This is a genomic window from Streptomyces diastatochromogenes, assembly GCF_002242805.1.
GTDB classification, from domain to species: domain Bacteria; phylum Actinomycetota; class Actinomycetes; order Streptomycetales; family Streptomycetaceae; genus Streptomyces; species Streptomyces diastatochromogenes.
This window is the reverse complement of the sequence record NZ_MCGQ01000063.1, coordinates 24,581-47,795: the sequence shown is the minus strand read 5'-3', so window position 1 is coordinate 47,795 and position 23,215 is coordinate 24,581. Positions and strand designations below refer to the sequence as shown.

General features: G+C 71.8%; 18 protein-coding genes. 8 read left to right on the top strand and 10 right to left on the bottom strand.

Annotated elements, in window-relative coordinates; genetic code table 11:
• The 4 genes from BEK98_RS44310 to BEK98_RS44295 form a co-directional block, all read right to left on the bottom strand.
• Positions 1–872 (bottom strand): LCP family protein (locus BEK98_RS44310; protein ID WP_208643404.1); only part of this gene is annotated, 872 nt, incomplete at its 3' end.
• 145 nt (positions 873–1,017) lie between these two features.
• On the bottom strand, positions 1,018–1,377 hold the full coding sequence (locus BEK98_RS44305) for an ArsR/SmtB family transcription factor (RefSeq protein ID WP_094222513.1): 360 nt from the start codon (positions 1,375–1,377) through the stop codon (positions 1,018–1,020).
• Between the two features lie 104 nt (positions 1,378–1,481).
• Positions 1,482–3,443, bottom strand: coding sequence for a peptidoglycan recognition protein family protein (locus BEK98_RS44300; RefSeq protein WP_167444422.1), 1,962 nt, complete (start codon positions 3,441–3,443; stop codon positions 1,482–1,484).
• A gap of 484 nt (positions 3,444–3,927) precedes the next feature.
• The gene (locus BEK98_RS44295) at positions 3,928–5,682 is read right to left on the bottom strand and encodes a DUF6055 domain-containing protein (protein ID WP_244202245.1); all 1,755 of its coding nucleotides are present in this window, start codon (positions 5,680–5,682) and stop codon (positions 3,928–3,930) included.
• A gap of 296 nt (positions 5,683–5,978) precedes the next feature.
• Between BEK98_RS44295 and BEK98_RS44290 the strand changes: the two genes are divergently transcribed.
• Positions 5,979–8,501, top strand: coding sequence for a beta-L-arabinofuranosidase domain-containing protein (locus tag BEK98_RS44290; RefSeq protein ID WP_244202244.1), 2,523 nt, complete (start codon positions 5,979–5,981; stop codon positions 8,499–8,501).
• A gap of 106 nt (positions 8,502–8,607) precedes the next feature.
• Positions 8,608–8,781 carry a hypothetical protein gene (locus BEK98_RS49330; protein ID WP_167444421.1) on the top strand — a complete coding sequence of 58 codons (174 nt, stop codon included), beginning with the start codon at positions 8,608–8,610 and terminating at the stop codon, positions 8,779–8,781.
• A 35-nt stretch (positions 8,782–8,816) separates the two neighbouring features.
• On the opposite strand, the gene BEK98_RS51485 is transcribed toward BEK98_RS49330, so the two are convergent.
• The 4 genes from BEK98_RS51485 to BEK98_RS44270 form a co-directional block, all read right to left on the bottom strand.
• Complete coding sequence (locus tag BEK98_RS51485) at positions 8,817–10,310, bottom strand: ABC transporter ATP-binding protein (RefSeq protein ID WP_425276661.1); 1,494 nt, start codon at positions 10,308–10,310, stop codon at positions 8,817–8,819.
• A gap of 110 nt (positions 10,311–10,420) precedes the next feature.
• Positions 10,421–11,254, bottom strand: a complete 834-nt coding sequence (locus BEK98_RS44280) for an ABC transporter permease (protein WP_094222509.1) — start codon at positions 11,252–11,254, stop codon at positions 10,421–10,423.
• Positions 11,251–12,270, bottom strand: coding sequence for an ABC transporter permease (locus tag BEK98_RS44275; RefSeq protein WP_094222508.1), 1,020 nt, complete (start codon positions 12,268–12,270; stop codon positions 11,251–11,253). The genes BEK98_RS44280 and BEK98_RS44275 overlap by 4 nt, the downstream gene beginning before the upstream one ends.
• Positions 12,255–13,811 carry an ABC transporter substrate-binding protein gene (locus tag BEK98_RS44270; protein ID WP_094222507.1) on the bottom strand — a complete coding sequence of 519 codons (1,557 nt, stop codon included), beginning with the start codon at positions 13,809–13,811 and terminating at the stop codon, positions 12,255–12,257. Before BEK98_RS44270 ends, BEK98_RS44275 begins: the two co-directional genes overlap by 16 nt.
• Before the next feature lie 231 nt (positions 13,812–14,042).
• On the opposite strand from BEK98_RS44270, the gene BEK98_RS44265 reads away from it, so the two are divergent.
• The 6 genes from BEK98_RS44265 to BEK98_RS44240 are packed head-to-tail and all read left to right on the top strand — an operon-like array spanning position 14,043 to position 20,623.
• Positions 14,043–15,032 carry a TauD/TfdA family dioxygenase gene (locus tag BEK98_RS44265; protein ID WP_094222506.1) on the top strand — a complete coding sequence of 330 codons (990 nt, stop codon included), beginning with the start codon at positions 14,043–14,045 and terminating at the stop codon, positions 15,030–15,032.
• On the top strand, positions 15,029–16,030 hold the full coding sequence (locus BEK98_RS44260) for an ornithine cyclodeaminase (protein WP_094222505.1): 1,002 nt from the start codon (positions 15,029–15,031) through the stop codon (positions 16,028–16,030). Before BEK98_RS44265 ends, BEK98_RS44260 begins: the two co-directional genes overlap by 4 nt.
• Positions 16,027–17,379: an alanine racemase gene (locus BEK98_RS44255; protein ID WP_094222504.1), complete on the top strand. Its 1,353-nt coding sequence runs from the start codon at positions 16,027–16,029 to the stop codon at positions 17,377–17,379. The genes BEK98_RS44260 and BEK98_RS44255 overlap by 4 nt, the downstream gene beginning before the upstream one ends.
• Before the next feature lie 13 nt (positions 17,380–17,392).
• Positions 17,393–18,451: a cysteine synthase family protein gene (locus tag BEK98_RS44250; RefSeq protein WP_094222503.1), complete on the top strand. Its 1,059-nt coding sequence runs from the start codon at positions 17,393–17,395 to the stop codon at positions 18,449–18,451.
• Positions 18,451–19,842 (top strand): MATE family efflux transporter, encoded by a 1,392-nt coding sequence (locus BEK98_RS44245; protein WP_094222502.1) that lies wholly within the window; start codon positions 18,451–18,453, stop codon positions 19,840–19,842. Before BEK98_RS44250 ends, BEK98_RS44245 begins: the two co-directional genes overlap by 1 nt.
• Before the next feature lie 43 nt (positions 19,843–19,885).
• Positions 19,886–20,623: a VOC family protein gene (locus BEK98_RS44240; protein ID WP_094222501.1), complete on the top strand. Its 738-nt coding sequence runs from the start codon at positions 19,886–19,888 to the stop codon at positions 20,621–20,623.
• Positions 20,624–20,662: 39 nt separating this feature from the next.
• Here BEK98_RS44240 and BEK98_RS44235 read toward each other — a convergent pair whose 3' ends face one another.
• A complete protein-coding gene (locus tag BEK98_RS44235) occupies positions 20,663–21,568 on the bottom strand; it encodes a YegS/Rv2252/BmrU family lipid kinase (protein WP_094222500.1) in 906 nt (301 codons plus the stop codon).
• Between the two features lie 47 nt (positions 21,569–21,615).
• Positions 21,616–23,205: an FAD-binding oxidoreductase gene (locus tag BEK98_RS44230; RefSeq protein WP_167444420.1), complete on the bottom strand. Its 1,590-nt coding sequence runs from the start codon at positions 23,203–23,205 to the stop codon at positions 21,616–21,618.
• Positions 23,206–23,215 lie beyond the last annotated feature (10 nt).

Below are 23,215 nucleotides of genomic sequence, written 5' to 3'. Positions count from 1 at the left end.
AGGAAGATGTGCTGCGAGACTGTGCGGCCCAGGTCGCTGCCGTCCCCGAAACCGTGCCGGGAGCGCACGAACTCCAGCGCCGCGACCCCCTTGAGGGTGTGACCGCCCTTGGACAGCTTCAGATGCGAATAGGTGTCGTACACATCGCTGCTCACGCACACGGAGACACCGCCGACCGCGTCCGACATCTTCACCACACCGGAGAAGTCCAGCTTCACGAAGTGGTCGATGGGGATGCCGGTGAGCTGGTGGACGGTGGCCACCTGGCACGCCGGACCGTACTGCAGCGCGCTGTTGATCTGCCCGTAGTACCCGGACGTGGACTGGCCACTCGCACTGTCCTTGCAGGCCGGGACCCGGGTCATCGTGTCCCGCGGGATGCTCATCACGGTCGCGTTCGAGCGGTCGGCGGATATGTGCACCACCATCTGCACATCCGCGTTGCTGCCCGTCTGCACACCGGTCTTCGAACAGCCACCGCCCAGCTTGCAGTCCGCCTTGCTGGTCCGGCCGTCCGAACCCATCACCAGAATGTTGATCGGCGTCCGGCCGAACGCGTCCGCCTTCTCCGAACCGCCCTTGCCGTCCAGCGACACACTCTGGATGTTGCCGTTCAGATGCTGGTAGAACCACCAGCCGACGCCTGCCGTGCCCAGTACCAGGAGTGACAGACATATCGCGGCGATCTTCAGTACTCGCTTGCCGCGTCCTGCCGGACGGGCCCGGCGCCGCGAGCGCTTGTCGCCGTGCGAGCGGGAGGCGGCCCGGCCGCCCGGGCGCGGTTCATCCGGACCGCCCGTACGCTGTCCGGGCACCCGGGCGGTGCGACCGCGCGTGGCCTGGCCACCCCGATCGTCCCACGGCTCGCTCATCTACCCACTCCCCATGAACCGTCGGACCCATCACCTCGATTGCGTGATTGCGCAATCTAACAAACCCCTGGCCCGGGCAGCGCAGATCCTGTGGGAATTCACAGGTGAGGGATCTCATGGAGCGGGGAAGCAGGCCCCGGTGGGTTCAGACGCGGGCCCCGTGGAGCTGCCGTACGAGGGCGGAGGCGGGCTGGGAGCGTGCGGTGAGCTGTCCGACCAGCACCCGTACGACGGCCACGATGTCGGGGTCGTCGATGTAGTAGACCTGACGGCGGCCCTCTCGGCGCGAGCTGACGAGGCCGGCGAGCTTCAGCTTGGCCAGGTGCTGGCTGACCGCGGGCAGCGCACCGCCCACCCGGTCGGCGAGGTGCGTCACGTCGCTCTCGCCCTGTGCCAGTGCCCACATCAGGTGCAGCCGGGCCGACGAGGCGAGCAGCCCGAACGTGGCAGCGGCCGCCGCCAGCACCTCGGCCGACGGGTCCTCGAAGCCGCCGTTCTCCGCCACAGTCCTCTCCTGCCCCCGCCCGGTTTCACCGTCCACGCATGTGCGCGCACCCAGTGTAGGGGTCCGCCCAGGGTCACCTGGGCGGACCAGGACCGCGAGCGCGGTTACTTGATGTAGACCAGGCCGTCCGTGGTGATGGTCGGGCGGCCGCTGGTGCCGACCACGACGATCTTGACGGTGTGCTTGGCGCTGCTGGACCAGGTCTTGGTCCAGATGGCCTGGCGGTACTGGGTGCTGGTGGACTTCAGGTCGATCGTGGCGGTCTTCGTGCCGTCCACGTAGACGTACGCCTGCCCGGAGGTCGAGGCGCGGGAGACCACCCAGGCGGCGGAGCGGCCGGTGAAGGTCCAGGTGAGGGCGGCGCCCTTGGAGCCGCTGGAGTACGACTTGCCGCCGAGGTAGCTGGTGGAGGAACGGGTGGTCCAGCTGCCGGACTTGGTGGCGGACGTCTCCTGCAGGATCACCGGGGTGTAGGAGGGCGAGGAGGTGCGGTAGTTGCCGGCGTAGTCGTAGGCGCGCATCGACCAGGTGGCGGCGGTGCCGGACGCCGCCGTGCGGTTGGAGCTGGTGGTGGTCGGGCCGAAGGTGGCCGTCGTCGGGGACAGCAGGTCCACCTTGCGCAGTGCGGTGTTGTCGGTGACCTTCCACCCGAGGGTGACCGGGACCGCGCCGGTGGTGACCGTGCCGGTGCGCAGGGAGAGCTTCGGGGTGGTGGTGAAGGTCGGTGCGGTCGTCTCGGCCACGACGTTCAGCGCGTCGCTCGTCGTGGTCTTCCCGGACTGGTGGACGGCTCGGACGGCGACGGTGTGAGTGCCCGGGGCCAGCGTGGCGCCGGCCGAGGTGGCGTCACCGGACACGCTGGTGGCGGGCTCGCCGTCGACCAGCAGCTCGAACTTGGAGATGAGCGAGGCGGGCGTGGTGGCCGTCCAGTGCAGCGTGACGGCGCCCTTGGTGTAGTACGTCGAGCCGGAGAGGGCCGCGTCGTCGACCGAGGTGACCTTCAGACCCTGCACCGGACCGGCCGCCCAGGCGCGGATGGTGGGCAGCTGGTCGTAGAGGGAACCGCCCGGGCACTCGGTGTTGTAGCCGTCGCGGTGGCCGGAAATCCGCTGGAAGGTGTAGGCGCTGCCCGCGGTGAAGTTCGTGCTGAAGTAGTTCGTCTGGGTGGCGCCGGCCGTCAGCTGGGAGGTGCCGTCCGGGTCGAGGCCGTACTGGCCGAGCTTCCACGCGGCCACGCGGGCGATCGAGGTCAGCGCGGCGTCGGTGGCGCCGGTGGTGGTGTAGTCGCCGAGCACGGCGATGCCCGCGGACTCCCGGTTCCAGCCGTAGGTGTGGGCACCGAGCACCGGCAGGTCGACACCGCCCTTGCGGCCCTCGAAGACGGTGCCGCACTTGTCGACCAGGAAGTTGTAACCGATGTCCTTCCAGCCGTTGACCTGCACGTGGTACGCGTAGATGCTCCGCACGATCGACGCCGAGTCGGCGCAGGAGTAGTCGTTGCTGCCGTCCGTGTGGTGGACGAAGACGGCCTTGACGTCCGCGTTGTACTCAGGCGCCTCCGGGCTGATCGACTCGTCGGCGCCCCAGTCGGCGCGTGAGGTGATCGGCGGTTCGGGCACGGTGGACGGCGGCGCCGACGGTGTGGTGGGCGACGGGCTCACCGAGGAGGACGGGCTCGCCGAGGGGGACGGGCTCACCGAGGGGGACGCGCTCTCCGAGGGAGACGCCGTGTCCTCGGCGAACGCGGCCGGATGGGCGTCACCGGCGCCGGACTTGACCTCGGCGGCGGTCACCACGCCCGGATCGACCAGGTTGACCTCCAGGCCCTTGGGCAACGGGCCGGTGGAGCCGTCCTTGTGGACGACCTGCGCCTGGACGCCGTCGGAGGGGCCGACCCACAGCGGCTCGGAGGCACCGCGGACCTCGGCGTCGGGGTGCTCCAGCGGATCGACGTTCACCTCGAGGTCACGCCATGCGCTCCAGTCCCCGGTCTCCCGGCTCCGGGTGCGCACCTGCGCCTTGCCGTCGAGGCGCTTGGCGCCGCCGGTCCAGGACACACCGAGCATCGAGAACTGCGCGGTGTCGGTGCGGGGCAGCTCCCGCCTGCCGTTCGTGGTGCCCTTCAGCGCGAGGTCGTAGACCTTCACCGGCCGCTTGGCCCGGCCGCCGCCACCCGAGTCGTGGGCGGGGCTGGCCACCGCGTAGGAGACCACTCCCGCGCCGCCCAGGACCACCGCACCCAGTGTCAGCCATGCCCGCCGCTTGAGACTCAACGGTCTGTACGCATGCGCTGTACGACGGCTCACGGAGAGTCCACCCCCACAATCGGCCGGGAAGGGCCATAGAAGAACGTCACGTCAGGCCCACCCGTCACAGAGGCTGCCCCTTCCGAAAGCGCGTACCGGCCCGCAAACATCACTGGTGGACGGGGTGAAGTGAGCCAAGACACACCGCCCGACGCCCAGTGAGATGATCTTGGCCTGGTAACGCCGCAATTACCCGCGAGTTATGGGTAAATAGGCGTCAATGTGCCGGTTCGTCACCGAAGGCTCAGATGGTGATGGCGAGTTCCTGGTCGGTGAACGCGCCGTACGACGGGTTGACGTCGCTCTCGCCGCCCCGGCCGTCACAGCCCCGGTCCGGGTCGAACGTCAGGTACGTGCCCGACGAGCACGTGATCCACATCTCGGCGTCCCCGCCGAGGACGAGGCTGCCGGACAGGTTGGCTCCGCCCTGGACGATCGCGCTGTCCCTGACGACGACGTTGCCGCTGATCGTGGCTCCGGAGTTGACCCACGACAGACCTTCGATGCGGACGCCGCCGGTCACGGTCGAGGAGCCGAAGACGGCCGCGCGCGGCCCGACGTACACGGAGGCCGCGACATTGGCGCGGTCGTCGACCCAGCCGCCGCCGTTGGCGTGCCAGTGGCCGCCACCGGTCGCGGCGGGCTTCTGGTACCCGGGCTCGTAGCCGGACGGCGTGGCCCCGCTGATCCGGAACTCGTACGGGTAGCGGTGGTTCTTGGTGAATCCGTCCAGGTACCCGTAGTGGTGCACGGTGCTCGGCGTACCGGTGACGACGAGGTAGACCTCCTGCTCGCCGGCCTGGGTCTGGAAGCTGATCTGGCCGTCGGGGCTGCTGGAGACGGTGCCGTACCGAGGGGTTCCGCTGCCGTTCACGGCGACGAACCCGTACGACCAGCCGGAGCCCGCCGCCGCGTTGACGTGCCCCTTGAAGTGCAGCTTGATGAGCGACCCGGCAGTGGAGGGCACCAGCTTGATCTTGTTGTAGCCGTAGTCCGAGGGCGCCAGCGCGTCCGGGATCGCGTAGTGGCCGGCGGACTGGTTCACGGCGTTCACCGGGACACCGTTGTAGGCGTTGAGGAAGCCCGCGCCGTACACGTTGTCGATGAACGGCTTGAAGTGGGAACGGTTGGAGTAGTCGAAGGTGACCTGGTGCTGTGCGTACTCGGCGATCCGGGTGTTGAGCTGGGCCTGGGTCAGGTTGTTGATGCGCCGGTACGTCTCCAGGGGGTGCTCGGTGTTCCTCGCCTGGTTCCAGATGTCGTTGAACGTCTGGATCCCGCCGTACTTGTCGACGAGGTACTGCAGGAGCATCCAGTTGCCGTAGTGGTGGCGGCTGGAGGAGTACGCCAGGTTCTCGGTGCGCAGGAACCGGGTCAGGTCGCCGGCGCCGCCGTCCGGGTACACCTGCATCGCCATGTACTCGGCGCTGGTCTCCCAGAACGTGCCGGCCGACGGGTCGGTGAGACCCGCGTCGCCACCCTTGCCGAGGAAGGTGTAGTTCTGGAAGACATGGCCGAGTTCATGGGGCAGGCCCCAGGAACCGGGCTGTGCGGCGGCCGGGGCGATGTTGATGACGCCGACCTTGCCGTCGGCCGATCCGCCGGCGGCCCAGGCGTCGAGGGCGGTGCGGTTCCAGGTGCGGGTGATGATCACGTCGATCTTGTACTGGGCGAGCAGCCCGGTCTCCGGGGTGAACCTCATGGTGTTCACGTAGAAGGAGTACAGGCTCTCCAGCTGGCTGAGGATGTTGTCCGGATCGAACCGGTAGTCGGCCGGGGCGGACTTCGGGTCGGTGCCTGACTTCTCGCCCCACAGCAGGACGAAGTTCGCCGACTCCTTGGTGCGGTTCTGCGCCCAGGGCACCTCGCCGGTCGCCGCCCAACTCGGCGGGATGTACAGGCTCTTGGCGGCTGCGGCCGTGGGCGTCGCCGCGGGCCGGGGGTGCGCGGCGGCTGGCGACACGGCCAGGGCCGCACCCAGCGCCCAGACCGCCAGCACCAGGCATATGCGACGTGAGCATGTCAATACGAAGCGTCCTATTGTCTCCATGGTTTGGGCTCTCCGTTCGACGAAACGACGCCGCTCCGCGTCCCTGGCGGAGCCGCGCCATGGTGCCATGGGAGCGCTCCCGCAGCCAGGCTGCGGAGCCTCGCGGGTGTCATTGACATCAGGAGTCAGTCCTCTACCGTGGATCCCCGCACAGCATGTCGCACAGCCTTCGGTATTTCGAACACCAGCCAGTGGGGCGGAGAACGGGACTCTCCGCCCCACGCCCTCGACATGCGGAGGACTTCGTGACCCCACCCCTCGGCAGACGGACGTTCCTCACCGCGGCCGCCGCGGCCGCGACCGTGACGGACGGCCCCACAGCCCAGGCCGCGCCCCGTAGCACCGGCCCATCTCGCCAACAAGCCACGCGAGTAAGGCCGTTCCCGCCCGCCGCGGTGTCCCTGCTGGCCGGCCCGTTCCAGGAGAACCAGAGCCGCAACACCGCCTATCTGCGCTTCGTCGACATCGACCGGTTACTGCACACCTTCCGGCTGAACGTCGGCCTGACCACTACCGCCCAGCCGTGCGGCGGCTGGGAGGGCCCGACCGTCGAACTGCGCGGCCACTCCACCGGGCACCTCCTGTCCGGCCTCGCCCTCGCGTACGCGAACACCGGTGACACCGCGCTCCGCGACAAGGGCCGCAGGCTCGTCGCCGCCCTGGCCGACTGCCAGGCCGCGTCCCCGTCGGCGGGCTACGGCAAGGGCTATCTGTCGGCCTTCCCGGAGAGTTTCTTCGACCGGCTGGAAGCCGGCACGGGCGTCTGGGCGCCGTACTACACCCTGCACAAGATCATGGCGGGGCTGGTCGACCAGTACCGGCTGGCCGGGAACGAGCAGGCCCTCGACGTGGTCCTGCGCAAGGGCGAGTGGGTCAACCGGCGTACCGCGCAGCTGAGTCACGAGCAGATGCAGCGGGTGCTGGAGACCGAGTTCGGCGGAATGAACGACGTCCTCGCCGACCTGCACGCCCTCACCGGCGACGCCGTCTGGCTGGAGGTCGCCGAGCGCTTCACCCACACCCGGGTCTTCGACCCGCTGGCCGCCGGCGAGGACCGGCTCGCCGGACTGCACGCCAACACCCAGATCCCGAAGATGGTCGGGGCGATACGGCTGTGGCAGGAGGGCCTGCCGGACCGCTACCGGACGATCGCCCGGAACTTCTGGCAGATCGTCACCGACCACCACTCCTATGTCATCGGCGGCAACAGCAACGGCGAGGCCTTCCACGAACCGGACGTCGTCGCGGGCCAGTTGTCGAACGGCACCTGCGAGAACTGCAACAGCTACAACATGCTGAAGCTGACCCGGCTGCTGCACTTCGAGGAACCGGGCCGCACCGACCTGCTCGACTACTACGAGCGCACCCTGTGCAACCAGATGCTCGGCGAGCAGGACCCCGACTCCGCGCATGGCTTCAACATCTACTACACCGGCCTCGGGCCCGGTTCGTTCAAGCAGCAGCCGTCCTTCATGGGCACGGATCCTCAGGCCTACTCCACCGACTACGACAACTTCTCCTGCGACCACGGCACCGGCATGGAGACACACGCGAAGTTCGCCGACACGATCTACACGCACGACGAACAGCGACTGCTGGTGAACCTGTTCATACCGTCCGAGGTGAACTGGCAGGAGAGGAACATCACTTGGCGGCAGACGACCGCCCTGCCCGACTCCTCCTCGACCCTGCTCACCGTCACCTCCGGCGGCGCCAGCCATCAGCTGCTGGTCCGCATCCCCGGCTGGGCCACCGGCGCCCGCGTCAAGCTCAACGGCCGTACTCTGTCGAACCGTCCGGCGGCCGGCAGCTGGCTCACCCTGGGCCGCGCCTGGCGCCGGGGCGACCGCGTCGAGGTCACCCTGCCGATGCGTACCACCGTGGAGGCCACGCCCGACGACCCGGACGTGCAGGCCGTACTGCACGGGCCGGTGGTCCTGGCCGGGGCGTACGGCGCCACGGCCAGCCCCTGGATGCCCCGCCTGGACACCGCCACCGTCCGGCAGACGTCGGCCAGTCCGCTCCGGCTGACCGCGACCGCCGACGGCGAGACGGTCACGCTGCTGCCCATCGCCCGCGTGCACCACCAGTACTACAACGTCTACTGGCTGACAGGCCGGCCCCCGTCCCCGCCCCCGGCGTTCGCCGCCTGGCACCGCTTCGACGAGACCTCCGGCACGTCGGCCGCGGACGCCACCGGCAACGGCAGGACGGCCACCCTGGCGGACGGCGCTTCGTGGACCCAGGGGCGCACGGGTGGAGCCGTGGCCCTGGACGGGCAGGAGGGTCATGTCGCCCTCGCCGAGGACCTGTTGGCGGGGGCGTCCGCCTACTCGGTGGCGACCTGGGTGAAGCTGGCCGGGCAGCCGGCGGCCTGGAGCCGGATCTTCGACTTCGGCACCGGCGTGAGCGCCAACATGTTCCTGACGCCGATGAGCGACGCCGGAACCCTGCGGTACGCGATCACCGCGGGCGGCGGGGGTGCGGAGCAGCGCATCAACGCCGACCCGCTGCCGACGGACCGCTGGGTCCATGTGGCCGTGACCTACGGGGCCGGCACCGCCGTGCTGTACGTCGACGGCAAGGAGGCGGGCCGGAACACGGCGGTGACCGTGGAGCCCCGCTACTTCGGCAACCACATCCGGGCCGCGTACATCGGCAGGTCCCAGTACGCGGACCCGTACCTGAAGGCAGCGGTGGACGACTTCCGGGTCTACGGCAGAACGCTGAGCGCCGCCGAGGTCACGTCCCTGGCCCAGGAGAGCTGACGAGGCTGAAGAAGCGGGACGGTTCCGGCGTAACACGGCGTCAGGCACTCCGGCTCGGCGCCGTGGCCACGGGAGCGGCGGAGCGCCGACGGCTCCGGTACGGGCCATGGCGACCTTCACCGTGCCGGACGCGACCGTCCAGGTGTCCTTCGAGGTCGAGGGTGCCGGGGAGCTGGTCGGCGTCGCCAACGGCAACCCGCACAACGTGGGGACAGCTTCAAGCAGCCGCGCCGTCGCACCTGGCCGGGCCTGCGACCGGCGAGGCTCACGCTGCCTGTGACGGCCCGAAGCTGAACACGCCTGCTCCTGAACGGCTCAGGCCAGGTCCGCCGGCTCGGCGGTGCCCAGCAGGGCGCGGGTCGTGGGATGCCGTGGTGCGGTGAACACCTCGGCCGTGCGGCCCGACTCCACGACCCGGCCGCTCTCCAGCACGGTCACGGTGTCCGTGCGGTCGGCGACGAGCCGCAGGTCGTGGCTGATCAGGACGAGGGCGGTGCCGCGCCGCTCGCGCAGACCGGTCAGCAGGTCCATCACCGCCGCTCCGGTGTCCGCGTCCAGCGCGGAGGTGACCTCGTCGCAGATCAGTACCTCCGGGTCGGCCGCGAGCGCTCGGGCGATGGCGACGCGCTGGCGCTGTCCGCCGGACAGCTCGTACGGGTAGCGGTCCGCGAACGCGGGCGGCAGGCCCACCTGTTCGAGGAGGTCCACGACGCGTTCGCGGACCTCTCCGGCCGCGCACCTGCGGTGCAGGCGCAGGGGTCTGCCGAGGGTCGCGCCGACGGTCCTGCTGGGGTTCAGGGCACCGAGCGGGTTCTGGGGCACCAGCTGCACCGCTCGCCGCTGCTCGCGGCCCCGCCCGCGCAGGCCCGTGCGCAGCGGCGTTCCGGCCAGGTGGACGGTGCCGGAGCTCGCGCGCTGCAGGCCCACGACGGTGCGGACCAGGGTGGTCTTGCCGGAGCCGGAGACGCCTACGATGCCGGCCGCGGAGCCCGCCGCGACGGTGAGGTCGACGCCGTCGAGGGCCGGGACGCCGCCGAACGCGACGTGCAGGTCCCGAACTTGGAGGACGGGTGGGCCGCCTCGGTGCTCCTTCCGGGGGCGGGCCGGGCGGGTGTGGCTGTGCGTCCGGGGTGGGGGCAGGTGTGTGCCGAGGGTGACGACCTCGTCGGCGTACCGTTCGACCACCTCGGGGTCGTGGCAGGAGAAGGCGACGGCGAGGTGGTGCTCGCGGGCCAGGTGGCCGAGCAACTCACCTATCTCGTCGCGGAGTTCCGGGTGGAGCCCGGCGGTGGGTTCGTCCAGGAGGAGGACCTCGGGTCGGCGGGCGAGGGCCCGGGCGAGGGCGACGCGGCGCTGCTGTCCGCCGGAGAGGGCGCCGGGCCGGCGTGCGGCCAGGCTTCCGTCGTCCGGGAGGCGCACCTCCGCGAGGAGTGCGCGCACTGCCTCGGGGCGTCGGTCGACGGCGAGTTCCCCGATGAGCGTGCGGACCCGCATACGCGGGTTGAGGCCGGAGCCCGGGTCCTGGCCGACGTAGGCGAGACGCTTGCCCCGCAGGGCCCGCAACTCCCGCTCGGGCAAGGCGAAGACGTCGTGGCCGAGGACGTCGACCCGGCCCGCGGTACGGGTGGTGCCGGGCGGCAGCAGGCCGGTGACCGCCCGCAGCAGGGTGGTCTTGCCTGCGCCGGAGGGGCCGGTGAGGGCGGTGAGCCGGCCGGGGCTCAGGGTGAGGGAGGAGTCCTGGAGCAGGATCCGGCCGTCCGGGGCGGCGACGGTGAGGCCGCTGACGCGGACCGCGGGGCCGTCGGCCACGGGCCTCTCCGGCTTGGCATAGGGATCACCGGATCCCTCCGGCTCCGCTTCGCCGACTGGTGTGTCGTGTACCGGATCCTCCGGCCCGGAGCGCTGGTCGCGGCTGTGGCTCACTGGACGGGCACCGCCTTCCGGCCGGTCTGCGGGGCGAGCGCGGAGGCCGCCAGGTTGACGCTGAGGGCGAGCAGGGCGACGGCGGCGCCGGGGGCGACCACGGCCCAGGGGTTGAGGAGGATCCCGGCGGAGTTCTCGCGGATCATCAACGCCCAGTCGGCGGCGGGTGGTTGAGGGCCCACCTGAAGGAACCCGGCCGTGGCGACGAGGTACACGGCGGCGACGAACCTGAGCCCGAAGAGCGTGAGCACGGTGGCGCGCAGGTTGGGCAGGATCTCCCGGACCACGAGGTACCACAGGCGCTCACCGCCCGCCGCCGCTGCTTCGACGTACCCGGCCTGCGCGACCGGCGCGGCCGCACCGGCCGTGAGCCTGACGGCGTACGGCACGCCGAGGACGACGGCGGCCGCGATGACCGCGAACCTGCCGCCGCCGGGCCAGGACAGGGTGACCAGCAGGATGGCCAGGACGGAGGGCAGCAGCATGAGGACGTCCGCGATCCGCTCCACCAGCCGCCCCACCAGGGGCCGTACCGCGCCGACCGCGCCGAGGACGGCCGCGGTGCCCGTGACCAGTACGGCGACCAGCAGCGAGGCGAGCACGAGGTCGCGGCCGCCGGCCAGCAGCCTGCTGAGCACGTCCCGGCCGAGCTGGTCGCCGCCCAGCAGCGCCTCCCCCGTACCCGCCGCGTAGGGCGCGGTCACCGGAGTGTCGATCGGGTGCGGCGCGATCCAGGGGCCGACCAGGGCGAGGCCGATGAGCAGGAGGGCGGGCAGGATCCGTACGGCGGTCGCCGTGCGCGGGGTCGCTCCGCGGGTGTCCGCGGTCATCGTCGTCCTCCCGTGAGCAGGTACCGCACCAGGTCGGCCAGGAGCAGCATCCCGGTGATGACGGCTCCGGTGAGCGCCGTGACGCCGGCGATGACGGGGCTGTCGCGGTCGGTGACGGCGGAGGCCAGCACCGAGCCGATGCCGGGGTAGTTGAAGATGGTCTCGACGGCCACGGCGCCGCCCAGCAGCATGCCGGTGGAGGTGGCGAGGCCCGCCGCGATGGCGGGCAGCGCGCCCGGGAGGACGTGGTGGGTCAGGATGCGGCGGGGCGGGAGACCGTCGAGGACGGCGGTCTCCACGTGCGGGGCGCGGGCCTCGTCGGCGAGGGCCGCGCGCACGATGCGGGTGTTCCAGCCGACCTGAGGGACGGTCAGGGCGAGGACGGGCAGGACGAGCATGTCCCAGGAGGCCGGTGAGCCGCCGGCGTCGGTGAGGGTCACCGCGGGCAGCCAGCCGGTCCACAGGGACAGCACCAGGACGAGGGCGACGGCGAGCACGAACTCAGGCAGCGCGAGGACCGCCGTCGCCGTGCCGGAGACCGCCCGGTCGAGTCTGCTGCCCGGCCGCAGGGCGGCCCAGCAGCCCAGGGTCAGCGAGAGCACGGCGGTGAGCAGCAGCGCGATGCCGCCCAGCAGCAGCGTGTTGGGGAAGGCGCCGGAGACCAGGTCGGTGACCTTCTCGCCGCGCGCCGAGGTGCCGAGGTCGCCGGTGGGCAGGCCGGTCATCCAGTCCCAGAAGCGTTCCAGGACCGGCCGGTCGAGGCCGAGCAGTTCGCGGCGCGCCGCCAGGTCGGCGGCGGTCTCGCCGCGCTCGGAGGTGGCCTTGGCCGCGTCACCGGGGAGCAGTTCGACGGTGACGAAGACCAGGGCGAGCAGCGCGGCCAGCAGGGCAGCCCGCTTCAGCAGGACGAGGCCGGCGCGGACGAGCAGGGGGGCGGGGGTCCGCGCCGGCCGCCTTTCCGCGGTGAGCGGAGAGGCGGCCGGCGTCGTGGTGTCCGGGGTCAACTGGCCAGCCATGCGCTTTCGAGCTGGACCCGTCCGTATCCGGGCAGCGTGGGCAGCCCGCGCACCCGGGACCCGGCGAGGTCGATGCCGTCGGCCATGCCCCACAGCAGATAGCCCGAGCGGTCGTACTCGATCTGCTGGAGCTGCTGGAGGAGCTCGGTGCGCCGGGCGGTGTCGGCGGTGCCGATCGCCTTCTCGTAGGACTTGTCGAAGGCGGAGTCCTTCCAGCCGGCCTCGTTCTGGCCGCTGTCGGAGACCATGGTCTTGCTGGCGAAGAAGACCACGGAGTCGTTGGTGCCCCAGTAGGTGGTGTAGAGGTCGCCCTTGAGCCAGGTCTTGTCCCAGAAGACGGCCGACTCCTGCTTGACGACCTTGATCTTCACCCCGGCCTCGCGGAGCTGGGAGGCGAGCAGGGTGGCCGATTCGGCGAGTCCGGCCATGTCCTCGGTGGTGAACAGTTCGTACGTCCGCGCGGTGTCGAAGCCGGCTTCCTCGAGGAGCTTCCTGGCCTTGGCGAGGTCGCGGGTGCGCTGCGGGACGTTCTTGTCGTAGGCGGGGTCGCCGGTGCCGAGGATGTCGTTGGCGACCGTGCCGTATCCGGACAGGACCTGCTTGACCATGGCCTCGCGGTCGACGGCGAGGCGCAGCGCCTCGCGCACCCTGGGGTCGGCGAACGGGCCGTCGGCCGTGCGCATGACGAGGGGCATCGCCATGTCGTTGGGGCGGCGGACCGTCTGGATGTCCTTGCGGGAGGCGGCGGTTCGGGCGGCGACGGCGCCGGCGTTCGAGGCGACGTCGATCTGGCCGGCCAGCAGGGCGTTGGCCATCGCCTGCGGGCTCTCGAAGATCTTCACCTCGATGGCGTCGAGGTGGACCTCGCCGCCGTACCAGTCGTCGTTGCGGACCAGGCGGGCGTTGCCCGAGCGGAACCAGTCGAGCTTGAAGGGCCCGGTGCCCGGGGCCTTGGCGATGTCCTTGTCGGTGGTTCCCTCGGGAACGACGAAGGTGGTGAGCCGGGTGAGCAGCGGCAGTTCGGCGTTGGCGTAGTCGGAGACCAGGACGACGGTGTCGGTGCCCTCGGCGGTGATGTTCTTCGCCTGGATCCCGGGCAGCCGGGAGGCGCCGGACGGGGTGGCGCGCAGCCGCTTCAGCGAGAAGACGACGTCCTCGGCGGTGACCGGTGAACCGTCGTGGAACCTGGCCCCCTTGGCGAGGGTGAAGCGCCAGGTCCTGAGGTCGGCGGACGGCTTCCAGCTCGCCGCGAGCCGGGGCAGGGTGTTCGGCTTGGCGCCGGGCACGGTGAGCGTGTCGTATACGAGGCTGAGGATCAGGTAGTCGCTCTCGTTGGACTGGGTGCCGTGCGGGTCACGGGTGATGGCACCGGCCCGGCCGAGGGCGCCGACGCGCAGCGTGCCGCCCCTGCGCGGCTTGGCGGAGCCGCCGGAAGCGGACCCGGCCGACTCGTCGCCGCTGCCGCCTCCGCAGGCGGCGAGCAGGGCTGCCGCGCTCAAGGCGCCACCTACGCCGAGCAGTTGACGTCTCGTCAGGTCCACTTGGTCCTCGATTTCACAAGCCGAGCTGAAACTTTACTTAGGCTTGCCTACCCTAAATCACAGCCGGGACACAAGGGCGCACGGGCTGTGACGTAGATCAAACTTAGGTAAGCCTTGCCTACTCCCTGTGGGCTGGCTATGTTTCCGATCGGCTACCGGGCCGCGCCACAGCGGCCCGCCCCTCCGTACCGCGACCGCACCCCCCACCCGCACCGAACGGACGGTTCACCCATGCCGACGGGAGCCATCCCCGTACGCCAGCTCAGCCCCGACTCGGCCGAGGAGCTGACCACAGCGGCCCACGCCCTGCTCGCCGCCTTCGACGGCCGCGCCACCCACCCCGATCTGCTCGCCGAAGTCCCGTACACAGCCGCCTCGTTGGGGGACGGGATCCGGCACGCATGTCGTCCCGTCGACACCCCGGACGGACTGTTCGTCCTGCGTGGTCTCCCCGTGGACGACGAGGCGATCGGCCCGACCCCCGCCCACTGGTCGACCGCCGCGGACGCGGGCGCCGCATTCGACGTAGCCCTCCTCCTGCTCTCGACCCTCATGGGCACACCCGTGGCGTGGGAGGGTCAGCAGGACGGCCGGTTCGTCCACAACATCGTCCCCTCGCCCGGACACGAGCAGGAACAGACCGGCGCCAGCAGCAGCGTGCTGCTCAGCCCGCACACCGAGGACGCTTTCCACCCCGGCCGTGCCCATCTGCTCGTCCTCGGCTGCCTGCGCAACCACGACTCCGTCGCCACCACGGCCGCCAGCGTCCGCCGCGTCCAACTGGGCGCCGAAGACGTCGAGTTGCTCAGCCGGCCGGCCCTTCCCATCCTTCCCGACGACGCCTACGCCGAGGCCCAGGCCTACGCCGGCGATCCGCCGCCGGTGCCCACGCTGTGGCAGGCCGAGGACGGCCCCACCCTGCGCTTCGACCCCGCCTACACCCCGCTGGACCGGGCCTCCGACGCCCATCGCGCCGCCTACCGCCGCCTGGAGGACGAACTCGCCCGGGTCTCCGTGGCGGTGAGCCTGAACCCCGGCGAGGTCCTGGTCGTCGACAACGACCTCGTGGTCCACGGCCGCGTCCCCTTCCAGGCGCGCTACGACGGCACGGACCGCTGGCTGAAACGTTCCTCCGTGCGCGTGCCCGGACGCCGCACCCGTCCCCCCGCCGAGCGTGCGGAGCACGGCTACGGCCAGACCGTTGTGGAGGCTTTCGCATGAGCGGCATACCCGGCAGCGCGGGCAGCGCACTGCGCGTCCTGAGCACCAGCGATGTGGCGGGCATCGACATCGGCCTCGCCGACGTCGTCTCCGTGGTGGAGGAGGCGTACGGCACGCTCGCCGCCGGCCGCTCCGACAACCCGCGCAAGCTCACCGTCCAGCCCGGCGACGGCCACTCGGTGGCGTACGCGATGCTCGGCCGGGACGGTGTGCGCGACGTCGTCGCCATCAAGACGTCGTACAAGCACGGCCTGCACGAGGACCGTGCCAAGCAGCACTACTACACGACGCTGACCCTCTACGACGACACCACCGGCCTGCCCGTGGCGATGATGGACTGCGGCCGGGTCGGCGCCCTGCGCACCCCTGCCGTCTCCGCCCTGCTCGCCCGGGAACTCGCCGCCCCCGGCAGCCGCAGCGCCCTGGTCGTCGGCACCGGCACGCAGGGGCGGCTCGCGCTGCCCTTCCTGCTGACCACCCTGCCGGACCTGGACCGGCTGATGCTCTTCGGCACGCATCCCGACGGCATCCGGGCGGTGCGGGAGCAGTTGCGGGCGCACTTCCCCGAGCGGGACGTGGAGGTGGTGACCGATCTGCGGGCTGCCGCCGGGGACGCCGACATCGTGCTGGCCACGGCGGGGCCGAACACCCCGGCCGCCGTGGAGTCCGCATGGCTCAAGCCCGCCGCGCTGTCCGTGCTGGTCGGCTACGGCATCGCCCCCTCCACCCTGCACCACGCCGACCGGGTCGTCGCCACCAGCGCCGCGCAGATGCGCGTCACCGGCACGGACATGGCCGACGCGGACGGCCGACTGCGGGAGGTGGACGCCGAGTTCCCCGAGGTGCTGGCCGGGCGCGCGGAAGGCCGTACGGACCCGGGGCAGCGGATCTTCGCCTACAACAGCGGGCTGGTCGTCACCGACATCGCGCTCGGCCACCGGTTCGCCCAACTCGCCCTCGCCCAGGGCCTGGGCACGGCGGTGCAGGTGTGGCAGTGAGCACCCTGCCGACCCTGCCCGGTCGCACGACCGAAGCGGTGCGCGCGCTGCTCCGGCCCGACTCCCTGTTGTCCGAGCTGAGTTACGCGTTCGGGGGGCCGTACCACGTGCTGTTCCCCGAGCTGTTCGACAGCAACGCCACAGCGTTCCGGAAGGCGTTCGCCGAGGCGGGTGTCGACGGGCACGTCTACTACGCCAAGAAGGCCAACAAGGCGGCCCTGTTCGCGGAGCGGGCCGCGGTGCTGGGCCTGGGGGTCGACGTGGCGAGCCACGGCGAGCTGCGCGAGGCGCTGGCCGCCGGGGTACGCGGAGCCGATCTGGTGGTGACCGGCCCGGCCAAGGCGGACGAGCTGCTGCGCGTCGCCGTGCTGCACGGCGCGCTCATCGCCGTCGACGCCCTCGACGAGCTGGACCGGCTGCTCGGCCTCGCCGCCGAACTGGGCCGCACCGCCAGGGTGTTGCTACGGCGGCTGCCGCCGGCGCAGCCGGACAGCCGGTTCGGGCTCGACGCCGGCGAACTGGAGACTGCACTGCGGCGCTGCTCGGCGGCCGGCGTGGACCTGGAGGGCTTCAGCTTCCACCTCTCCGGCTACGAGGTCGGGCCGCGTGCCGACCTCGCCGCCGAACTGGTCCGGCTGTGCCTGCGCGCACGGCAACTGGGCCTGCGCGCCGACCGGATCAGCATCGGCGGCGGCTTCGCGGTCGACTACGTGGACGCGGGCGACTGGGACTCCTTCCACGAGGCCCTCCGTCCCGAGCACTTCCACGCGGGGAAGACGTTCTCCGGCTTCTACCCCTACCACTCCCCCGTCGCCGGGGCCGACGCCCTGCGCGCGGTCCTGGCCGCCGTGCCCGCCGGGGAGCAGGCTCCGCTGGCCACCCTCCTGCGCACGGCGGGAGTGACGCTGCTCGTGGAGCCGGGGCGGGCCCTGCTGGACCAGGCCGGATGCACGGTGTTCGGCGTCCAGGGCGTCAAGGAACGCGACGGGTACGGCATCCTCACCGTGGACGGCACCAGTCTGAGCCTGTCCGAGCAGTGGTTCGCCAGCGAGTTCCTGCCGGACCCGGTGCTGGTGCCCGCGGCGCCCGGACCCGGGGCGCCCGAAGGACCGTACCCGTGCTGCGTCGGTGCCGCCTCCTGCCTGGAGTCCGACCTGCTCACCTGGCGCAAGATCCCCTTCCCGCGCCGCCCCGCCGTCGGTGACCTGCTCGTCTATCTCAACACCGCCGGCTACCAGATGGACTCCAACGAGTCACCGTTCCACGAACTGCCGCTGCCGCCCAAGGCCGTCATCGAGCCCGCCGCCGGCCCGGGCCGTCCCCGCTGGCGCCTCGACCGCCACCCATAGAGAGTTCCCGACCATGGACCTGTCCCTGCACCGCCCGCCCGTCGTGCGCCGGGTCTCCGAACTCATCGGCGCCACGCCGCTGTTCGAGCTGTGCCGCACCGAGGACGACATACGGCTGCTGCTGAAGCTGGAGCAGTTCAACCCGACCGGCACGGCCAAGATACGCATGGCCCGGCAGATGATCCTCGACGCCGAGGAGCGCGGTCTGCTGCGCCCCGGCGGCAGGATCGTCGAGTCCACCTCCGGCAACACCGGTCTCGGCCTCGCCGTCGTCGCCGCCGAGCGCGGCTACACCTTCACCGCCGTCGTCGACCACCACGCCGCCGCCGACAAGCTGCGCGCGATGAAGGCCCTCGGCGCCGAACTCGTCTACGTCGCCGCCGAGGGCGACGAGGAGCTGGCCACCGCGGCCCGCGAGGAGTTCGCCGAGAAGCTGGCCGCCGAGACGCCGGGCGCCTACTTCACCGAGCAGCACAACAACCCGGCCAACGGAGTCGGTTACCACGCCGTCGCCCGCGAACTCGACGCCACGCTGGACGGCCGCGTCGACGTGCTGATCGGAGCGGTCGGCACCGGCGGCGGGCTCTTCGGCACCGGCGGCGAACTGCGCAGGACCGTGCCGGAGGTGCGGATCGTCGGCGTGGAACCGAAGGGCTCGATCGCCTTCGGGCCGCCCGCCCACGACTACTACCAGTCCGGCACCGGCACGCCCGAGGGCGCGACGATCGGCGCCATGGTCGACTACGACCTGCTGGACGAGGGCGTGAAGGTCGGCGACGTCGAGGCCTTCGCCACCGCGCGCGTCCTCGCCCGCCGCACCGGGCTGCTGATCGGCGGCTCGGCGGGCGGGGTGGTGTACGAGGCGCTGACCCGGCTCTCCGCGCTCCCGTCCGGTACGACTATGGTCGCGCTGGTCAACGACGGCGGCGAGAAGTACATGGACACCGTCTTCGACGACGACTGGATGACCGCCCGCGATCTGCTCGACGCCCATGTGGAGGGCGAGGTCGACGAGTTGCTGACCAAGCTCCGCCCCACCACCGCCCCGGACACCCCACAGGAACAGCACTGATGCCGCCCGTCCTCGCCCGCCTGCTCACCGACGGCCGCGCGCTGGCCACGCTCGCCGTACCGCTCGCGCTCACCCAGCTCGCCCAGGTCGCGCTGACCACCACCGACACCGTCATGATGGGCCTGATCAGCACCGAGGCCCTCGCGGCCGGCGGTCTGGCCATGGTCGTCTTCAACCAGCTGCGCACCATGGGCGTCGGTCTGGTCACCGCCGTCGGCAACCAGGTCGCCGCCGCCGACGCACGCGCCGAGCGGGACGGCGGCGAACAGGCACGGGAGGAGGTACGGGACCTGGTCCGGGCGAGCCTGCTGCTGGCGACCCTGGCCGGGCTCGTCGGCGCGGTGCTGATGGTGCTGATCGGGCATGGCATGATCTGGCTCGGCCAGGACCCGGACGTCGTCGACACCGCGAAGCCGGTGCTGTACGCCATGGCACCCGGGCTCATCCCGTGCCTGTGGTTCCAGGCTATCCGGCAGTTCACCGTCGGCATGCGCCGCCCGCAGGCCCTGCTGCGCATCACCATCGCCTCGATCGCCGTCAACGCGGGTCTCAACTGGGCCTTCATCCATGGCACTTGGATCGTCCCCAAGCTCGGCCTGCCCGGCATCGGGCTCGCCACGACCTCGGTGTACGCCCTGTCGTTCCTGGCGCTGTACGCCTCCGCCCGGCGCGATCCCGCCCTGGCGCCGCTGCTGTCGCTGCGCATCTGGCGGACCCGTCCGGCCACCCTGCGCCGGCTGACCGCGCTCGGCACGCCGATCGCCGCCACCTACGGCTCGGAGGCGGGCTTCTTCTCGGTCGTCGCGCTGATGGTCGGCAGCTTCGGCACCGCCGCGCTGGCCGCGCACACCGCCGTCAACCAGCTCGTGTACATCGTGTTCCAGATCGCCGTGGGCCTCTCCCACGCCGCGTCCCTCGGTGTCAGCCGCGAACTCGCCCTGGGCAACAAGGCGGCGGCCCAACGGCTCAAGACCACGGCGCTGGCCTGCGCCGCCGCGGTCATGGCGGTCGTGGCGCTGGTGTACGTGACCGTGCCGCGCCTGGTCCTGGCCCCGTTCTTCGACACCGGCGACTCGGCGGCCACCGACATCGCCGTGCATCTGCTGCTCGTCGCCGCGGTCCTGCAGTTCTTCGACTGCACACAGAACATCGGCGTCGGCCTGCTGCGCGGCCTGGACGACACCAAGGGCGGTTTCCGCGTCACCCTCGTCGGCTACTGGCTCGTCGGTCTCCCCACCGCGGCGCTGCTCGGCCTCGGCACCGGACTCGACACCCTCGGCATCTGGCTCGGCCTCCTCACCGGCCTCGCCGCCACCGCCGTACTCCTGCTGCGCCGCTTCAACCAGGGAGTCGGCCGACTGGAGGCGACCTCGGCACCGGCGCCCGTCTGAACGGGCGGCTCGGGGCGGCCTTGGCCTGCATAGGATCGCCGGCATGGCACTCCGACCTGCTCTGGTGAACATGAAGGCTCTTGACGACTCGGCGGTCGGCCGGTTCTGGGCGGAGGCGCTCGGCTGGGGTGTTTCCGGCTCGCAACCCGGCGCGACCGCCGCCAAACCAGCCGGCTTCGACTGGCTGGACCCGGTCGGCGTCTGCATCTGCGTCATCGCCGTCCCGGAACCCAAGACACCGGCGAAGAACCGTGTGCACGTCGATCTCGCCACCACCTCCGCGGCCCATCAGGCGGAGTTGGTCGCGCGCCTCCGGGCTCTCGGTGCGACGCCCGCCCACGTGGGCCAGGGCGACGTACCGTGGACGGTCCTCGCCGACCCGGAGGGCAACGAGTTCTGCGTGCTGGAGCCGCGGGAGATCTACCGGGACACCGGGCCGATCGCCCGGGTGGTGGTCGACTGCACGGATCCGCGGGCCATGGCCCGGTTCTGGGACGAGGCGCTGGACTGGACCCTGCACGAGGTGACCGACGATCGTGCGGTGCTGCGCTCCGCCAAGGGTGTCGGCCCGTATCTCGAGTTCCTCCGCACCGGCGTGAAGACCGTGCCGGACCGCGTCCATCTTGACCTGGTGCCGGACTCCGGTGACGACAAAGCAGCGGAGGTGGCCCGGCTGCGGGCCCTCGGCGCCACCGACCTCGACGTCGGCCAGGGTGACGTCCCGTGGACGTGCCTTACCGATCCGGAGGGCCACGAGTTCTGCGTCCTCGCCCGGTCCTGACGCGGAGCCTCGTGGTTCTGAACGACGGCCGCCGAGAAGTCAGGGGCGCTCCGCGGTGGCCGGCCGCCAGAGCACCGGCAGGTCCGCGGGCCGTACCCGTACCGTCACCGGCAGCGTGGCCTCCACCTCGCCGTCGGCTCCGTAGGGGACGGGGCGGGTGGCCTCGATGCGGATCTCCTTTCCGCGCAGGACCCGTACCTCGGGGCGGTGGACGTGGCCGCCTGTCTTCAGCTCGTTCATGAGGGTGAAGAACAGCCGGCGCGGGGCCTCGCGGATCATCACGATGTCCAGCAGTCCGTCGTCCACCCGTGCGCCGGGGGCGATGAGCCGGCCGGAGCCGTAGTAGGGGGAGTTGGCGGCCACGACGGTGTAGCCGCGGTGGGCGTGCTCCTCACCGTCGACGGTGACGCGGTAGTCCGCCGGTCGCCAGGTGGTCACGGCGCGCAGGCCGCCCGCGTAGTACGACGCGGACCCGCGCAGCAGCCGGGCCTCGTTGGCGTGCCGGTTGGCCAGCGCGTCGACGCCGGCGTAGACGCTGCCCAGGACCACGGTGCGGTGGTGGACGGCCGACTCCACCTCGATGGTGTCGACCGGACTGGGCTCGGCGTGCAGCAGGAGGTCGGCGAGTGCGGCCGGGTCGGCCGGCAGGCCCAGCGCCCGGGCGAAGTCGTTGCCCCGGCCGGCGGGTACGAGGCCCAGCACCGTACCCGTGCCGCTGAGCGCGCCGCCGATGCCGCCCGCCATGCCGTCGCCGCCGACGGCCAGGACCACCCGGCCGCGTTCCCCGGCCTGCCGGGCGATGTCCTGGGCGTGGGCGAGGCTGTTGCTGTACTCCGTCTCCAGTTCGGCCCCGGCCTCGCGGAGCAGTCGGGCCAGGTGGAGCAGCGATGCCGCCCCGGTCGAGTCGCCCGCGGTCGGGTTGACGACGGCGGTGAACTGTCGCATCGGTGGGCCTCCGGGCGGTGACGAGAGTGACGGGCTGGCGGAACGGATCAGTCGGTGGGCAGCAGGACGCCCGGGTTGAGGAGTCCCTCGGGGTCGAGGCGGCCCTTGACGGCGCGCAGGGCCTCGACACCCAGCGCTCCGGCCTCCCTGACATACCAGTCTCGGTGGTCGGTGCCCACCCCGTGGTGGTGGGTGATCGTGCCGCCGGCGGCGAGTACCGCGTCGTTGGCGGCGTGCTTGGCGTGCGTCCAGTGTGCGACGGGGTCCTCGCCCTGGGCGCTGACGACGGTGAAGTACAGCGAGGCGCCGTTCTCGTACACGTGGGAGATGTGGCACATCACCAGGGGCGGGGTGCCGGCCTCGGTGAGCGTGTCGGTGAGGGCGGTGCGGACCGCCGCGTACAGGTCGGGGATCCGGGACCAGAAGGCGGCGGTCTCCAGCGTCTCGGCGAAGGCTCCCGCGTCGAGCAGGGAGTCGCGCAGGTAGGGCGCGGAGTAGCGGCCGTGGGCCCAGCGTTCGCCCGGTTCGGATCCGATCAGGGTGCCGCCGGCGGCGCGCAGGACGGCTGCCGCCTGCTCGCGGCGCTGGGCCGTGTCCTCGGCCGTGCCCTCGTAGCCGGTGATCGCCATGCATCCGGCGTTGCTCTCCAGGCCGGCGCCGATGGCCTCCGGCTGGGCGAGGCCGATGAGCGTCTCGGTCTCGTCGGACAGGCGCAGCACGGTCGGCCGGGGTCCGTCCTGGGCGAGCCGGCGCAGTGCCGCCGTTCCCTCCTCGAAGGAGGCGAACCGCCAGCCCTCGTAGACCCGCTCCTCGGGCAGCGGGCGGATCCGTACGGTCACGGAGGTGATGACGCCGAAGGCGCCCTCGGAGCCGAGGATCAGCTGGCGCAGGTCGGGTCCGGCGGCGGAGCGGGGGGCGCGGCCCGTCTCGATGGTGCCCTCGGGGGTGGCGAGGGTGAGGCCGAGCACCATCTCGTCGAAGCGGCCGTATCCGGCGGAGGCCTGTCCGCTGGAGCGGGCGGCGGCGAAGCCGCCGATGGTGGCCCACTCGAACGACTGCGGGAAGTGGCCGAGGGTGAAACCCCGTGCGGCGAGCAGGGCTTCCGCCTCGGGGGCGCGCAGGCCCGGCTGCAGTACGGCGAGGCGGGAGACCGGGTCGAGGTCGAGCAGGCCGTTCATACGGCGCAGGTCCAGGGCGACGAAGGTGCTCCGCTGGGGCGCGAGTCCGCCCACGACGGAGGTGCCGCCGCCGAAGGGGACGACGGCCAGGCCGTGCGCGGCGCAGGCCCGCAGCACGGCGAGGACGTCGTCGTGGGTCGCGGGCAGGACCACGGCCTGCGGGACGTCGGACGCGTCGCCGGCGCGCAGCCGCAGCAGGTCGGGGGTGGACTTGCCGCGGGTGTGCCGGATGCGGCTCTCGGCGTCCGTACGGACGTGCTCCTCGCCGCCGACGGCCCGGGCGAGCGCCTTGAACGCCGCCTGGTCGGCCGTGGGCGCGGGCAGGTCGATGTCCTGAAGGGCGAGCACCGGCGTGGTCCGCGGTTTGACGCCGAGCAGGTCGCGCAGCAGTCCGGTCACCGTGTCGGGCAGCGGTGCCGCCTTGGCCGGGTCGCCCCAGCCGTTCCACAGCATGTCCATCGAAGGGTCG

Excerpts from the sequence above, each read along its gene's own strand:
- BEK98_RS44300 (WP_167444422.1), bottom strand. The coding sequence starts at position 3,443 with ATGCTCGGTGTGTCCTGGACCGGCGGCGCCAAGCGCCTCGACGGCAAG.
- BEK98_RS49330 (WP_167444421.1), top strand. The coding sequence starts at position 8,608 with ATGGCGACCTTCACCGTGCCGGACGCGACCGTCCAGGTGTCCTTCGAG.
- BEK98_RS44280 (WP_094222509.1), bottom strand. The coding sequence starts at position 11,254 with ATGACCGCGGACACCCGCGGAGCGACCCCGCGCACGGCGACCGCCGTA.
- BEK98_RS44275 (WP_094222508.1), bottom strand. The coding sequence starts at position 12,270 with ATGGCTGGCCAGTTGACCCCGGACACCACGACGCCGGCCGCCTCTCCG.
- BEK98_RS44265 (WP_094222506.1), top strand. The coding sequence starts at position 14,043 with ATGCCGACGGGAGCCATCCCCGTACGCCAGCTCAGCCCCGACTCGGCC.
- BEK98_RS44260 (WP_094222505.1), top strand. The coding sequence starts at position 15,029 with ATGAGCGGCATACCCGGCAGCGCGGGCAGCGCACTGCGCGTCCTGAGC.
- BEK98_RS44250 (WP_094222503.1), top strand. The coding sequence starts at position 17,393 with ATGGACCTGTCCCTGCACCGCCCGCCCGTCGTGCGCCGGGTCTCCGAA.
- BEK98_RS44245 (WP_094222502.1), top strand. The coding sequence starts at position 18,451 with ATGCCGCCCGTCCTCGCCCGCCTGCTCACCGACGGCCGCGCGCTGGCC.
- BEK98_RS44240 (WP_094222501.1), top strand. The coding sequence starts at position 19,886 with ATGGCACTCCGACCTGCTCTGGTGAACATGAAGGCTCTTGACGACTCG.
- BEK98_RS44235 (WP_094222500.1), bottom strand. The coding sequence starts at position 21,568 with ATGCGACAGTTCACCGCCGTCGTCAACCCGACCGCGGGCGACTCGACC.
- BEK98_RS44230 (WP_167444420.1), bottom strand. The coding sequence starts at position 23,205 with ATGGACATGCTGTGGAACGGCTGGGGCGACCCGGCCAAGGCGGCACCG.